The sequence below is a fragment of the Amycolatopsis sp. NPDC051106 genome (assembly GCF_040682775.1).
GTDB lineage: Bacteria > Actinomycetota > Actinomycetes > Mycobacteriales > Pseudonocardiaceae > Amycolatopsis.
In genome coordinates this window covers 1-13,430 of record NZ_JBFBBQ010000149.1, presented here as the reverse complement: position 1 = coordinate 13,430, position 13,430 = coordinate 1, and the positions used below count along the sequence as shown (strand labels likewise).

The window sequence follows — 13,430 nt, the reverse complement described above, 5'->3', positions numbered from 1 at the left end:
ATGACCGACGACCCCGGCGTCAAAGCCATGCTCAAGTTCAACCTCGCCCGCGACACCGTCCACCAGAAGCAATGGCTCGCCGCGATCGAAGAACTGAAGGCCGACGGGCTCGAAGACGACATCGCCCCCAACGCCCTGCTCGACGAAGAAGACCAGACCCACAACCACACCATCTGGCACCTCTCCGACGGCCCCGACGGCGCCAAGGGCACCGCCTGGACCACTGGCGCAGGTATCGAATACTTGATGGACCCGGAACCGCTGGGCGGCCCCGGCACCGCACCGAAGCCCGATCCCGCTCTCTACGGCACGTACTCGCCGACCCAGGACGCGGTCGGCGTCGTGAAGGGAAAGGCCAAGGCGGTCAAGAACAAGCTCACCTGACGGGCGGTGGGCCGGCGGCCTCCGCCGGCCCACCCTCGACCGCCCCGGAGGCGGCGGCGGTCTTGCGATACCGGACTCGGTGTCTGTCCTGACAGCTCGGACCGGGGCGGCTGAACGCAGTGAATGACTCATTCCTTGCGCCGGATGCCAGGAATGAGTCATTCACTGCGCGGCAGGCGCTCTCATCCGAGCGGCAGAAAGCCCGGGCTGATCACCGGCTCAGGGACGACCCGCCCGCAAGGCGTAACGGCGTTCGGCGTACGCGAGATCGTCACGCCACAGCCGCTTCGCCGTGTGACGCATCAGCGGCCGGACCACCGGAGCCAGTTTCGCGGCCACCGTGAAACCCGGGCGCTCCGACGCGGCGATCGTCGCCTCGATGACCGCCGTTCGCGGACGGCCGTCCGGGCCGGGGCCGAGGGGCGTCGCGTGGGTTTCGACCACGCTGCCCACGCCTTCGCCTTCCAGGATGCGCATCACGACCGTGCGCGGCTCCGGGCAGGTGAACTCCGCCAGGACCGGGACGCCCCAGTGCCCGGCGAGGCGGAAGGTGACCTCGACCAGGAACCGGTCTTCCTCGTCCGGGACGTCGGTGCCGCGCGGCGCCTCCAGGACGCGCAGGCGGGTGAACGAGTACGGGTGGAACCACGCGCCGTGCCACGGGTCCAGGCGGTTGGCCACCACGTCCTCGGGCTCGCAGATCCCGGTGACCGTGGCGACGGCGTCGATGCGGGCGGCGCCGGCCGGGCGGTCGGGCACCACCGGCCGGTCGGCCGGCTGCTCGCGCCCGACGGAGTCCAGCCGCGCCCACACGAGCACGCCGTCGTCGTGCGCCGGGACGGGCGCCCAGGTGCCGCACCGGTCGCCGTCGAGCCGGAGGCCGTGCCACCGGCAGACCAGTCCCCCGCGGTCCACCCGGGCGTCGGCGAGCGGCGCACCCAGGTGCGGGCAGGCACCCGGCCCGATCCGGACGCCGCCGTCCGGGCCGCGCCAGGCGACGAGCTCGCGGCCGCCGATCGTGGCGCCGAAGGGCCGGTCGGCGCGCACCGAACGGCTGGCGCCCAGGACGAACCAGTTGCCCGAGGGGCGCGCGGCCGCCCGCTTGCCCGCCGCTTCGATCAGCGCGGGCGAGCAGTCGCGGTAGGTCGGTTCCTGCCTCGCCCACGGCGGCTCGCGGAACGGCTGGACGGGCCAGCGGCCCGGCCACCGCCGGCTGATGCGCTGGGAGACGTTCACCGGGTCATCGTGACCGATACGCATCGGTACCGCAACGCGTCACCCGGTCTTCGCGGTTCACCCGATTATCGGGTTTATCCGCTCGACACCAGGGGAATGCCTGCATGACTGTGTGGACGGTGACCGCGTCGGCACTCGATCATGCATCGTTTGAGCCTCGCGAGTGAATGGAGCCTGGATGAGCGTGATCCCCGACGCCGGTGGTGCCGCGGCGCCCGCGGCCTGGCTGGACGCCGTGCGCCGGCGCTGCGAGGCCGACGTCCACCGCTTCGTCACCGATCGGGTCCACGAGCACTTCACCGGCCGTCCGGCCGAGACCCCGGCGATCGCCGTGCTCCCGGAGTTCGTGACCGGCGGCAAGTTCCTCCGGCCGCTGTTCGCCTACGCGGGCTGGCGCTGCGGAGCGCCGGAGGACGGCGCCGCGGTGCGCGCCGCGGCGAGTCTGGAGCTGCTGCACTGCTTCGCGCTGGTCCAGGACGACGTGATGGACGGTTCGGCGCACCGCCGGGGGCGCCCCGCGGTGCACGTGCGGTTCTCGCGGTGGCACGGAGAAGCCGGGCTCGGGGGCTCGGCCGCGCGGTTCGGCGAGTCGGCCGCGATCCTGGCCGGTGACCTGTTCCTCGTCTGGGCCGAGCAGATGCTGCGCGACAGCGGGCTCGGCGCGGACGTGCTCGCGCGCGGCTGGCCGGTGCACGACACCCTGCGGTCCGAGCTCGCCGTCGGCCAGCTCGGTGACCTGCTCAACGACGCCCGCACGCTGCCGTCCTGGGCCGATGTGCTCGACGTGGTCCGCCGCAAGTCCGGCAACTACACCGTCCGCCGCCCGCTCGAGTTCGGCGCCGCGTTGGCCGGCTGCGACGACGACGTCATCGGCGTGCTCGGCACCTACGGCGAGCTGCTCGGCGAGGCCTTCCAGTTCCGCGACGACCTGCTGGGCGTCTTCGGCGATCCCGAGGTCACCGGCAAGCCCGCCGGAGACGACCTGCGCGAGCGCAAAGCGTCGAGCGTCGTCGTGCTCGCCGCGGAACTGGCCGGCGACCGGCAACGCGCGGACCTGGACGCGCTGCTCGCCCTCGACGTCGTCGACGACGCCGCCGTCGCGCGGTGGCGGACGCTGATCACCGCCACCGGTGCCCGGGACCAGCTGGAGAAGCTCATCGACGACCGCGTCCGGCGCGCTCTCGAGACGATCGACCTGGCCGGCCTGCCGGAGCGGCCGGCCACCGCGCTCACCGCCCTCGCGGCCCGGTGCACCGAGCGGGTCCGATGAGGCGGGTCCCCGGCCGCACCGACCGGGTCGTGGTCGTCGGCGCCGGGCTGGCCGGACTGTCCGCCGCCCTGCACCTGGCCGGGCGGGGACGGTCGGTCGTCGTGGTGGAACGCGACCCCGGCCCCGGCGGGCGCGCCGGGCGCGTCTCCCGCGACGGCTACCACCTGGACACCGGGCCGACGGTCCTGACGATGCCGTCGATCCTCGCGGACACCTTCGCCGCCGTGGGCGCCGACCTCGCGGGGCAGCTGCGGCTCACCCGGCTCGACCCCGCCTACACGGCGCGGTTCGCCGACGGGTCGGTGCTGCCCGTGCACTCCGACGCGGACCGCATGACCGACGCCGTCCGCGAGTTCGCCGGCCCGGCGGAAGCGGCCGGGTACGTCGAGCTGCGGAACTGGCTGACCCGGTTGTACCGCACGGAGTTCGACCGGTTCGTCGCCGGCAACTTCGACTCCCCGCTCGGGCTGCTCTCCCCCGACCTGGCGCGGCTGGTGGCCCTGGGCGGCTTCCGGCGGCTGGATTCCCGGATCGGCTCCTTCCTGCGCGACGAGCGGCTCAAGCGGGTCTTCACCTTCCAGGCGCTCTACGCGGGCGAGTCGCCGATGCGGGCCCTCGCGCTGTACGCGGTGATCTCGTACATGGACACCGTGGGCGGCGTCTACTTCCCCGAAGGCGGCATGGCCGCCGTGCCGCGAGCGATGGCGAAGGCCGCGTCGGAGGCAGGGGTGGAATTCCGGTACGACACGGCCGTCACGGCCTTGGAGCGCCGCGGGACGCGGGTCACCGCGGTCCGCACCGCCGACGGCGGCCGGATCGGCTGCGACGCGGTCGTGCTCACCACCGAACCGCACCGGAGCTACGAACTGCTGGGCCGGGCCCCACGCCGGCCACTGCCGTTGCGCGCGGCGCCGTCCGCGCTGGTGCTGCACGCGGGTGGCGCCGGGGACTGGCCGGTCGGGCACCACACGATCTCCTTCGGGCACGGCTGGGCGTCGACGTTCCGCGAGCTCATCACCGACGGACGGCGGATGAGCGACCCGTCCCTGCTGATCACCCGCCCGACCGCGACCGACCCGGCGCTGGCGCCCGCCGGCCGGCAGCTGTTCTCGATCCTGGCGCCGGTGCCGAACCTCCAGCGTGCGCCCCGGGACTGGGACAGCGACACCGGCCCGTACGCCGCCGAGATCCTCGACCACGTCCGCGCCCGGCTGCTGCCCGGGTTCACCCCCGAACTGTCGTACGTCCTCGGTCCGGCCGACTGGCAACGCCGCGGCATGGTCGCGGGGACACCGTTCAGCTACGCGCACTCGTTCGCCCAGACCGGCCCGTTCCGGCCGCGGAACCTGCCGCCGGGCACGGAGAACGCCGTCCTCGCCGGCGGCGGGACCGTCCCGGGCGTCGGCGTGCCGACCGTGCTGCTGTCCGGCCGGCTCGCCGCCGACCGGATCACCGGCACCCGCCGGGCCCCGGCCACCGTCCTCGACCTCGCCGCGGAGGCCACCCGATGACCCGCCGCGAGCTCGACGCCGCCGGCATCACCGAACCCGGCCTCCGCCACGCCTACCGGCGCTGCCGCGAGGTCAACGCCCGGCACGGCCGGACCTACTTCCTCGCCACCCGGATGCTGTCCCCCGCCCAGCGGCCGGCCGTCCACGCGCTCTACGGCTTCGCCCGCCGCCTCGACGACGTCGTCGACGAACCCGGGCCCGGCGCGACGCCCGGCCGCGTCGAGGCGACCCTGCGCGACGCCGAGCGGCGGTTCTTCGCCGAGCTCGAAGCCGGGCGCAGTGCCGACCCCGTGCACGCGGCCGTGATCGACACCGTGACGCGATACGGCATCCAGGAGCGGCACTTCCGCGCGTTCTTCGCCTCGATGCGGATGGACCTCACCGTCACGGACTACCCGACGCGGGCCGCGCTCGACGAGTACGTGCACGGCTCGGCGGAGGTCATCGGGCTGCAAGTGCTGCCTGTGCTCGGGACCGTCGGCACGCGGTCGGAAGCGGCGCCGCACGCCGCGGCGCTCGGAAAGGCGTTCCAGCTGACCAACTTCCTGCGCGACGTCGCCGAAGACCTCGAGCGTGGCCGGGTGTACCTGCCCGCGGACGAGCTCGCCGCGGCCGGCGTCGACCGCGACCGGCTCGCCTGGTGTGCCGCCACCCGGCAGGTCGATCCGCCGGTGCGGCGGGCGCTGGCCGACCAGATCGCCCGGACGCGCCGGATCTACGAGCAGGCCCGGCCGGGCATCGGCATGCTGCACCCGGTGTCCCGGCCGTGCGTGGCGACCGCGTTCACGCTCTACGGCGGCATCCTCGACCGCATCGAGGCCGCCGGGCACAACGTCTTCGCCGGGCGCGCCCGCGTGCCGCGGCACCGCCGGCTGTTCGCCGCCGGCGACGCCCTCGTGCGCGCGAGCTGGGCGCGGCACCGCCACCCGGCGCCGGCGGCCTGACGTGGGGAAGGTGGAGTACCTGCTCGTCCTCGGCGCCTGCGTCGTCGCGACGCTGCCGCTGGAGCTGATCGGCGCCCGGGTCTACCGCCGGCCGCGGCGGCTGGCGCGGGCGGTGCTGCCGGTCGCGGCGGTGTTCCTGATCTGGGACGCGATCGCGATCGCCGCCGGGGTCTGGGACTTCGACCCGGCGTTCGTCACCGGGGTGCGGGCCCCGCTCGGGATCCCGCTGGAAGAGGTGCTGTTCTTCGTCGTCGTCCCGGTCTGCGGGGTGCTGACCTACGAGGCGGTCCAGGCGCTCAGCCCGCTCCTGCGCCGGATCCGGCAGCGGGTGTCGCGCTGATGCCCTGGGGCTACACGGTTCCCGCGGTCGGCGCCGTACTCGTGGTGGTGGCGGCCGAGCTGGCCGTGCTCCGCACCGGGCTGCTGCGCCGCCCCGCGTACTGGGTCACGATGGCCATCGTGACGGCGTTCCAGATCCCGGTCGACGGCTGGCTGACCAAGCTGTCCGCGCCGATCGTGCGGTACGCGCCCGGCCACATCACCGGCTGGCGGTTCCCCTGGGACATCCCCGTCGAGGACTTCCTCTTCGGCTACGCCCTGGTCACCGCGGTCCTGCTCCTGTGGGAACGCGGGAAGTCGCGAAAGGACAGTGCATGAACCCGTTGCCGGACAACGGCTTGCCCCGCGCCGAGGTCCCGGGCGCGTTCGACGGCGGTGCCGCCGCGTACGACCGGCTCGTCGGCGTGAACCCCGGTTACCACCACCACCTGCGCATCTCCGCGCGGCGGCTCGGGCCGGCCGCCGGCGCGCGCGTCCTCGACGCGGGCTGCGGCACCGGCGCGTCGACCGCCGCGCTGCTGGCCGTCGCGCCGGACGCGCGCGTCACCGCCATCGACGCGTCCGCCGCCATGCTCGCCCGGGCCCGCGCGAAGCCGTGGCCGGAGCACGTGGAGTTCGTCCACACGCCGGTGGAAGAGCTGGCCGGGGTCCACGGCCCGTTCGACGCGATCTTCGCCGCGTACCTCCTGCGCAACCTCGCCGATCCCGACGCGCAGCTGAAGACCCTGCACGACCTGCTGCGCCCGGGCGGCCGCATCGCGGTGCACGAGTACTCGGTGCGGGACTCCCGCCGCGCCCGGTGGGTGTGGAACGCGGTGTGCGGCGCGATCGTGATCCCCGCGGGCCGGCTCGCCACCGGCGACGCGACGCTGTACCGGCACCTGCGGCGCAGCGTGCTCGCCTTCGACGGCGTCGCGGACCTCTGCGCCCGCCTCACCGCCGCCGGGTTCACCGACGTCCGCACCGGCACGATGACCGGCTGGCAGCGCGGGATCGTCCACACGGTTCTGGGCACCCGCGCGTGATCCCGGGCCGTGACCGCCGCGCCGTGACGTACCCGGCGACCGGCGGCCTCCCCGACGCCGGGCTCCTCGGCCGGCGGCCGCGGGCCGCCGTCGTCGGCGGCGGCATCGCCGGGCTCACGGCGGCGACCGGGCTCGCCGAACGCGGCGTCGAGGTCACCGTCTTCGAGCGGGAGGCGCACCTCGGCGGCCGGGCCGGCGGCTGGGCCGAGCGCCTGCCGGACGGGACCGCGGTGACCATGAGCCGCGGGTTCCACGCGTTCTTCCGCCAGTACTACAACCTGCGCGCCTTGCTCGCCCGCACCGACCCCGGCCTCGACCGGCTCACCGCGGTGCCGGACTACCCCCTGATCGACCCGGACGGGCGCACCGACACCTTCGCCGGCCTGCCGCGGACACCGCCGTTCAACGCGGTCGCGTTCGCCTTGCGCAGTCCCACGTTCTCCGCGCGGGACCTGCTGCGCCTCAACGGCCCGCGCGCGCTTCCGCTGGCCACCGTCAGCGTCCCCCGCGTCTACGAGCAGCTCGACCACCTCGACGCGGCGACGTTCCTCACCGCGATCAACTTCCCCGCGGCGGCCCGGCACCTGGCGTTCGAAGTGTTCTCCCGCAGCTTCTTCGCCGATCCCGGCGAGCTGTCGGCCGCCGAACTCGCGACGATGTTCCACCTCTACTTCCTCGGGTCGTCCGAAGGGCTGCTCTTCGACGTCCCGGCCGAGCCGTTCCCCCAAGCCCTTTGGGATCCCCTGGCCGACCACCTCGCGGGCTTGCGCGCCGACCTCCGCACCGGCACCGCGGTGACCACCGTCGAGCGGCTGCCAGCCGGCTTCCGGGTCGACGGCGAGCCGTTCGACGGAGTCGTGCTCGCCGGGGACGTGCCGGGTCTCCAGCGGGTCGTCGACGGCTCCCCCGGACTGGGCACGCCCCAGTGGCGAGCCGATGTCGCCGCGTTGCGCACCGCGCCGCCGTTCGTCGTGCGGCGGCTGTGGCTGGACCGCCCGGTCGACCCCGGCCGCCCGGCCTTCCTCGGCACCGGCGGTCTTCCGCCGCTGGACAACATCAGCGTGCTCGAGCGGTACGAAGGTGAGGCGCGCCGGTGGGCCCGGCGCACCCACGGCTCGGTGGTCGAGTTGCACGCCTACGCCGCGGGCGACGACACCGGCCGCGTCACGCGGGAGATGGACGAGCGCCTGCACCGGCTCTACCCGGAGACCGCGCGGGCGCGGATGCTCGGCGAGAGCACGCTGGTCCGGCAGGACTGCCCGCTGTTCCCGGTCGGCGGGTTCGCCCGCCGACCCGCCGTCGAGACGCCGGAACCCGGTCTGGTCCTGGCCGGTGACGCGATCCGGGTCGACCTGCCCGTGGCGCTCATGGAGCGCGCGGCCACCACCGGCTGGAGTGCCGCGAACGCGCTGCTGCGAGGCTGGGGGCTGGCGGGGCATCCGCTGCGTTCGGTCCCGAACCACGGGCGGATATCCCTGCTGGAGCGAAGGATCCGCTGACGGAACGGCTCGGTGGCGGGCTCAGCTCCGGGCGTTCGGATCGATCGCCTCGCCCACCGGACCGAGGTTGCCGAGGGCGTCCATCCCCTGCGCGCTCGCCGTGTCGGCGATGTCCTGCCCGGCCCCGGTCACGTCGGCGGCGGTCTGCTCGACCTGGCCGGCGGCGTCACCGAGCGGCAGGTCGACGCCGGTCAGGTCGCTGACCTTCTCACTCGCGCCGCCCAACAGTTCGGTGGCCTTGTCCTTGATCATGTCGAACAGGCTCATCAAGTGCCCTTCCTGATCGGCTCGAGCGACCCCGCGTGAGCAGCGGGTAGCAGAGCGCGGCGATGTCGTCACCATACAGGACAAAACAGACGTTTCGGCCCGCGCTGCCGATCGGGGGGTCGTCAGCTGGCCAGCACCTGAGGGGAGAGGATCTTCAGCATCGCGTTGGTCCACTTCAGCTGCCTGAGCGTCTGCGGGTGGCAACGACCGGCCAGCTCGAGCAGGTCGGGATCCTTGACGGCCTGGGCGCCCTGAGCCAGCAGTTCCCAGTCGAGGGAAACGCCGGCGGCCTTGCGGTGCAGCCGGCGCAGGTCGGCGATCAGCAGCAGACCGGGTTCGGGCCGCCGGCCGCTCAGCTCGGCCAGCTTCGTGCGCAGCGCCGTCACCGGCCTGGCCGATGTCGGCACGTCGCCGGACAGGTCGACGTCGTACGCACGGGCCGCGCCGGCGAGGTCGCGAACGTGCGCCCGGGACCAGCCGGCGAGGTCGTGGGCGACGTGGTGCACCTCGTGCTCGACGACGTGCCGGTCGGCGACCTTGACCAGGTCCCGGGCCAGCGAGGTTTCCGACCGGTGCAGCTCACGGATCGCCAGTCCGAGTTTCATCGCAGTTCTTCCTCCGCCGGAAAGTCTTCCCTGACACGGTTGTCGCTCGTGTTCGCCGCCACGGCGGTGGCGTGGCCGGGTTCCGCACGGCGGATCGCGGCCGCGGCCGTCTTGAACAGCGGTTGCTTGGAGACCGGGTCCCAGTCGGTCGGCGTGAGCTCGTTCGCGGCGCGGTCACCGTCGCGGCCGGCGGGGTCTCCGGTGTCGAAGTAGCCGTAGTGGAACGGGAGGAACAGGACGCCCTCGCGGATGCCGCCGACCCGGACGCGGGCGCGCACTTGCCCACGTGGCGTCGTGATCTCCGCCCAGTCACCCTCGTGCAGGTCGAGCCGCTTCGCGTCCCCATCGGACACCTCGACCCACGACTCCGGCGCCGCCGCCTGCAGCTGCGGCGCGCGGGCGGTCTTGGTCCGGGTGTGGAAGTGGTGGATCGTCCGCCCGGTGATCAGCGCGAACGGGTGCTCGTCGCTCGGGGCCTCGTGCGGTTCCAGGTACTCGGCCGCCTTGATCATGGCCTTGCCGTCCGGGTTCATCGCCCGGTACTCGTCGGGCTCCATCGGCGCGCCGGTGACCAGGTCGCGTCCGTAGCTCTCGCAGTAGTCGGGCTGGGCGAAGAACTTCCCGTCGGTGTAGAGCCGTTCGGTGCCGTCGGGGTGCTCTTCGGTGCAGGGCCACTGCACGCCGCTGGTCGTCCGCAGCTTCGCGTAGCTGAGCCCGGAGTAGTCGCACGGCCGCCCGGCCGACGCGCGTTTCCAGGCCTCGAACGCGGATTCGGCGTCGTGCCACTGCGGCAGCGGTGCGCCGTCCTGGTCGCGGAAGTCCATGCGGCGGGCGTAGTCGAGCAGGATGTCGAGGTCCGGCCGGGCTTGCCCGGGCGGTTCGACGGCCTTCTCCGACAGGTGCACGGTGCGGTCGGCGTTGGTGAACGTGCCGGTCTTCTCGCCCCAGATCGCCGCCGGCAGCACGACGTCGGCGAGTTCCGCGGTTTCGGTGCGGAAAGCGTCCTGCACGACGAGGAACAGCCGCTCCTGGGTCAGGATCGAACGGACCCGGCGCAGCTCCGGCAGCGACACGGCCGGGTTGGTCGCCGACACCCACAAGAACCGCAGCGTGCCGTTTTCGGCGTACCGCAGCATTTGCATCAGGTGGGTGGGCGGGCCGTAGTGCGGGATCGTGCTCTGCTCGACGTTCCACAGCTCGGCCAGTTCGGCGACGTGGGCGTCGTTGGCCCAGTTGCGGAAGCCGGTCAGGTCGCCGTCCGCGCCGCATTCGCGGGTGTTCTCGGCGGTGGGCTGGCCGTTCATCTGCAGCACGCCCGCGCCCGGCTTGCCGAGCATGCCCCGGATCAGGGCGAGGTTGTTGACCTGCACGGAAGCGGCCGCGGCCTGGTGCGACTGGTAGAAGCCCTGCAGCACGGTGCACAGCAGCCGTTTCGCGGACCCCAGGAGTTCGGCCGCGGCCCGGATTTCGGCCTCGGTGAGCCCGCAGATCGCCGCGACCCGCTCCGGCGGGTAGTCCGCGACCATCTTCTCCAGGTCGGAGTAGCCGACCGTGCAGCGCTCGACGTAGTCGTGGTCGACCCGGTCGCGCGCGATGATTTCGTGCAGCAGGCCGTTCATCAGCGCGAGGTTGGTTCCGGGCAGCGGCGCGAGGTGCAGCGTCGCGGCGCGGGCGACCGGCGTCTCGCGCGGGTCGACGCAGAGCACCGCCGGCGGGTTCGGGCCGGCCAGCCGGTCGAGGATGCGCGTCCACAGCACGGCCTGGGTCTCGGCGACGTTGTGCCCGAAGAGCGCGATGACGTCGGCGTGGTCGACGTCCGAACAGGACGCGGGCTGGCCGTCGCAGCCGAAGGACTCCTTGAGCGCGGCCGCGGCGGTCGCCGTGCAGAGCCGGGTGTTGCCGTCGAGGTGGTGGGTGCCGATCCCGGCGCGCGCGATCGTGGCGAGGGTGTAGTACTCCTCGGCGAAGAGCTGACCGCTGGTGTAGAAACCGAGCGCGCTCGGGCCCTGCTCGTCCAGCAGTTCCTTGCTGCGCCCGACGACGAGCGCCATGGCTTCGTCCCAGCTCGCCTCGACGAGTTCGCCGTCGCGCCGGATCATCGGTGTGGTCAGCCGATCCGGCGAGGAGCCGGCCTGCCAGCCGAACAGGTCCTTCGGATCCAGCCGCCCGCGGTTCACGCGGTCGTCCGCGCGGCCGCGCACTCCCATGATTTCGCCGTCTTTGACCGCGATGTCCAGACCGTCCCCATTGGAGTGCAGCACGGCGGCGCTGCGGACCCACCGGTCGACGTCTTGCGCGGTCAGCCCGCCGGCGAGGTGACTGTCCACTCGCACCGGCCACGCCTCGCCGGGACCGTAAGGGGTACGCGTGCCCCAAGGCTGGGTGATTCCGTCACGTTGTGCCAAGGCCGCACCTCCCGATCGCCATCGGACGCGTGCGGTTACCCCCGCTACCGTGCGGCAAAACCCGCGCCGTCAGCGCCGGTCCATCGGTCCCCATTCGCGCGAGCCCTGCTCGTCGACGAGTTCGCGAGCTTCCTGCAGCACCTCGTCGGCGACCCACGCCAGCGGACGCTCGCAGTGCACGAGCGGCTCGTTGTCCGGCCCGCGCGCCACCAGCCGGCCCCGGAGGACCCACGGGCGGACGTCCGGACCACGCAGGTCCCGCAGGTGCTGGTAGTCGTAGAGCCGGCGGGCGAGCCACAACCGGACCGACCGTCCGTTCCACCACGGCTCCACTTTCAGGGAATTGGCCGACAAACCGGGCAGCCGGATACCCGTCAGCCCGTCCCGGCTGGCCTGGGCGAGGCCGTTGCCCAGGTCGGTGTCCGGCCCCCGCGACCACCGGACGTAGAGGTCTTCGCCACCCTCGGCCTCGAACAGGCCGGCCATGTCGTCCAGGTCCTTCAGCGTGGGCAGGTTCGCGCCGTCGATCACGTCCATCATCACCCCGGACCGCACGTACCCGGTCCGGCCGGGCTTAACCGGCGCGTTCACCGGCCGCGCCGACGGGGTAACCGCCGGGCATGGTGAGCACGAAGGCACAGCTGTACACGGCATACCTGCGCGCCACGGGCCAGAAGCGCTTCTACGACGATGCCCGGGCCCTGCGCCACCGGCTCCACCGCCACCAGCGTCCGTCGATGGCCCGCCCGCCGCGGCGGCTGCGCCGGACCTGCACGATCGAGCGGCAGGACGTCCGCGGGTTCCCGTGCTGGACACTCCGGCCCCGCCGGGGCGCGACCGCGGGCACGCACGTGCTGCACCTGCACGGCGGCGGGTACGTCGAGGAGATCGAGACCCACCACTGGAGCTTCGCCGCCGACCTCGTCGACCGGCTCGGGCGCGCCGTCACCCTGCCGATCTACCCGCTGGTCCCCCGGCACGACCACACCGAGACACGGCCGATGGTGTACGCGGCCTACGAACGGATCGCCGACGACCGGCCGGCCGAAGACCTGGTGGTCTCCGGCGACTCGGCGGGCGGCGCGCTCGCACTGGCGATCGCTCAGCGGCTGCGCGAAGCCGGCCGGATGTACGCCGAGGGCACCGAGCCGCACGACCCCCGCATCAGCCCGCTGCACGCCGACCTGACCGGCCTGGGGCCGTTCAGCCTGTGAATCGGCACCCGCGACCTCCTCCTGCCCGACGCGCGCCGCTTCACCGCCCTCGCCCGGGACGCGGGCATCGACGTCGACTACGGCGAATACCCCGGCATGTTCCACAACTGGGTCATGCAGAACATCCCGGAGGGCCGCGAAGCGAGGAACCACATCGAGCGCATCCTCCGGCGGCCGCCCGGCAAGCCGGACCGCTGACCTCGAGAGCCGGATCGCCGCCGACTTTCCCGGGCCGGCGCCGAGCGGTCGCGCGGATGGTCTACAGCTCGGCCGGCAAGCCGCACAGCGGGAAGAGCCGAGGCAGGTGGAACAGGGTCAGCTCGCTGACCGCGCCGTCCCCGACGGTCAACACCAGCAACGCGAACGGCCGGAAACGGCCCCGCTCGTCCCGGATGTAAACACCCAGCGCCGGTTGCCGGTTCGCAGCAGTCGCCACCGTCCGCATGCGCCCCGCCACGCCCGGAGTGAACGCGTGCGAGGCGAGGAACGTCGTGACCGCCTCCCGCCCGTCGTACCACGACGTCGTCGGGGGCATCACCAAACGCGCGTCCGCCCCGAGCAGAGCGGCCACCGCATCGATGTCGGTCCGGTCCCACGCCTCGACCATGCCCGCCAACAGAGACTTCTCGACCTCACTGAGGTTTTCTCAGTAGCGTCCGTGGTGTTCATGGTGGGTGAGTACGAGGCTGGCCTGGGTGATGGCACCGATGCGTCGAGGGCAGAGCGTGATG

The 13,430-nt window shown here is 73.2% G+C and carries 15 protein-coding genes; 9 read left to right on the top strand and 6 right to left on the bottom strand.

Annotated features, from left to right (window positions below; all coding sequences use genetic code 11):
• On the top strand, positions 1-384 hold a 384-nt coding region (locus AB0M83_RS46640), incomplete at its 5' end, for a manganese catalase family protein (protein ID WP_364528605.1).
• 219 nt (positions 385-603) lie between these two features.
• Here the strand turns inward: AB0M83_RS46640 and AB0M83_RS46635 are convergent.
• Entirely contained in the window at positions 604-1,620 is a 1,017-nt protein-coding gene (locus tag AB0M83_RS46635) for a DUF5914 domain-containing protein (protein ID WP_364528602.1), read from the bottom strand.
• 178 nt (positions 1,621-1,798) lie between these two features.
• Here AB0M83_RS46635 and AB0M83_RS46630 point away from each other — a divergent pair, with 178 nt between their 5' ends.
• From AB0M83_RS46630 to AB0M83_RS46600, 7 genes are read left to right on the top strand one after another with little or no spacing between them, the layout of a single operon-like run.
• Positions 1,799-2,890: a polyprenyl synthetase family protein gene (locus tag AB0M83_RS46630; RefSeq protein ID WP_364528599.1), complete on the top strand. Its 1,092-nt coding sequence runs from the start codon at positions 1,799-1,801 to the stop codon at positions 2,888-2,890.
• Positions 2,887-4,401, top strand: coding sequence for a phytoene desaturase family protein (gene crtI, locus AB0M83_RS46625; RefSeq protein ID WP_364528596.1), 1,515 nt, complete (start codon positions 2,887-2,889; stop codon positions 4,399-4,401). The genes AB0M83_RS46630 and crtI overlap by 4 nt, the downstream gene beginning before the upstream one ends.
• On the top strand, positions 4,398-5,345 hold the full coding sequence (locus AB0M83_RS46620; RefSeq protein ID WP_364528593.1) for a phytoene/squalene synthase family protein: 948 nt from the start codon (positions 4,398-4,400) through the stop codon (positions 5,343-5,345). The genes crtI and AB0M83_RS46620 overlap by 4 nt, the downstream gene beginning before the upstream one ends.
• 1 nt (position 5,346) lies before the next feature.
• A complete protein-coding gene (locus tag AB0M83_RS46615; RefSeq protein WP_364528590.1) occupies positions 5,347-5,685 on the top strand; it encodes a lycopene cyclase domain-containing protein in 339 nt (112 codons plus the stop codon).
• On the top strand, positions 5,682-6,002 hold the full coding sequence (locus AB0M83_RS46610; protein WP_364528611.1) for a lycopene cyclase domain-containing protein: 321 nt from the start codon (positions 5,682-5,684) through the stop codon (positions 6,000-6,002). Before AB0M83_RS46615 ends, AB0M83_RS46610 begins: the two co-directional genes overlap by 4 nt.
• On the top strand, positions 5,999-6,709 hold the full coding sequence (locus AB0M83_RS46605; protein ID WP_364528587.1) for a class I SAM-dependent methyltransferase: 711 nt from the start codon (positions 5,999-6,001) through the stop codon (positions 6,707-6,709). The genes AB0M83_RS46610 and AB0M83_RS46605 overlap by 4 nt, the downstream gene beginning before the upstream one ends.
• A complete protein-coding gene (locus AB0M83_RS46600) occupies positions 6,706-8,208 on the top strand; it encodes an FAD-dependent oxidoreductase (RefSeq protein WP_364528584.1) in 1,503 nt (500 codons plus the stop codon). Before AB0M83_RS46605 ends, AB0M83_RS46600 begins: the two co-directional genes overlap by 4 nt.
• A gap of 21 nt (positions 8,209-8,229) precedes the next feature.
• Here the strand turns inward: AB0M83_RS46600 and AB0M83_RS46595 are convergent, their stop codons facing one another.
• From AB0M83_RS46595 to AB0M83_RS46580, 4 genes are all read right to left on the bottom strand, one after another.
• Complete coding sequence (locus AB0M83_RS46595) at positions 8,230-8,475, bottom strand: hypothetical protein (RefSeq protein ID WP_364528581.1); 246 nt, start codon at positions 8,473-8,475, stop codon at positions 8,230-8,232.
• Positions 8,476-8,597: 122 nt separating this feature from the next.
• A complete protein-coding gene (locus tag AB0M83_RS46590; RefSeq protein WP_364528579.1) occupies positions 8,598-9,080 on the bottom strand; it encodes a hypothetical protein in 483 nt (160 codons plus the stop codon).
• Positions 9,077-11,413, bottom strand: a complete 2,337-nt coding sequence (locus AB0M83_RS46585; protein ID WP_364528577.1) for a molybdopterin-dependent oxidoreductase — start codon at positions 11,411-11,413, stop codon at positions 9,077-9,079. The genes AB0M83_RS46590 and AB0M83_RS46585 overlap by 4 nt, the downstream gene beginning before the upstream one ends.
• A 141-nt stretch (positions 11,414-11,554) precedes the next feature.
• The gene (locus AB0M83_RS46580; RefSeq protein ID WP_364528574.1) at positions 11,555-12,076 is read right to left on the bottom strand and encodes a DUF6098 family protein; all 522 of its coding nucleotides are present in this window, start codon (positions 12,074-12,076) and stop codon (positions 11,555-11,557) included.
• A gap of 29 nt (positions 12,077-12,105) precedes the next feature.
• On the opposite strand from AB0M83_RS46580, the gene AB0M83_RS46575 reads away from it, so the two are divergent.
• Entirely contained in the window at positions 12,106-12,699 is a 594-nt protein-coding gene (locus AB0M83_RS46575) for an alpha/beta hydrolase (protein WP_364528571.1), read from the top strand.
• Positions 12,700-12,958: 259 nt separating this feature from the next.
• Here the strand turns inward: AB0M83_RS46575 and AB0M83_RS46570 are convergent, their stop codons facing one another.
• Positions 12,959-13,306: a hypothetical protein gene (locus AB0M83_RS46570; protein WP_364528608.1), complete on the bottom strand. Its 348-nt coding sequence runs from the start codon at positions 13,304-13,306 to the stop codon at positions 12,959-12,961.
• Positions 13,307-13,430: the final 124 nt, after the last annotated feature.

Bases quoted from the DNA above. Each gene is read 5' to 3' on its own strand.
- AB0M83_RS46575 (WP_364528571.1), top strand. From the start codon at position 12,106: ATGGTGAGCACGAAGGCACAGCTGTACACGGCATACCTGCGCGCCACG.
- AB0M83_RS46630 (WP_364528599.1), top strand. From the start codon at position 1,799: ATGAGCGTGATCCCCGACGCCGGTGGTGCCGCGGCGCCCGCGGCCTGG.
- AB0M83_RS46605 (WP_364528587.1), top strand. From the start codon at position 5,999: ATGAACCCGTTGCCGGACAACGGCTTGCCCCGCGCCGAGGTCCCGGGC.
- AB0M83_RS46570 (WP_364528608.1), bottom strand. From the start codon at position 13,306: ATGGTCGAGGCGTGGGACCGGACCGACATCGATGCGGTGGCCGCTCTG.
- AB0M83_RS46620 (WP_364528593.1), top strand. From the start codon at position 4,398: ATGACCCGCCGCGAGCTCGACGCCGCCGGCATCACCGAACCCGGCCTC.
- crtI (WP_364528596.1), top strand. From the start codon at position 2,887: ATGAGGCGGGTCCCCGGCCGCACCGACCGGGTCGTGGTCGTCGGCGCC.
- AB0M83_RS46590 (WP_364528579.1), bottom strand. From the start codon at position 9,080: ATGAAACTCGGACTGGCGATCCGTGAGCTGCACCGGTCGGAAACCTCG.
- AB0M83_RS46595 (WP_364528581.1), bottom strand. From the start codon at position 8,475: ATGAGCCTGTTCGACATGATCAAGGACAAGGCCACCGAACTGTTGGGC.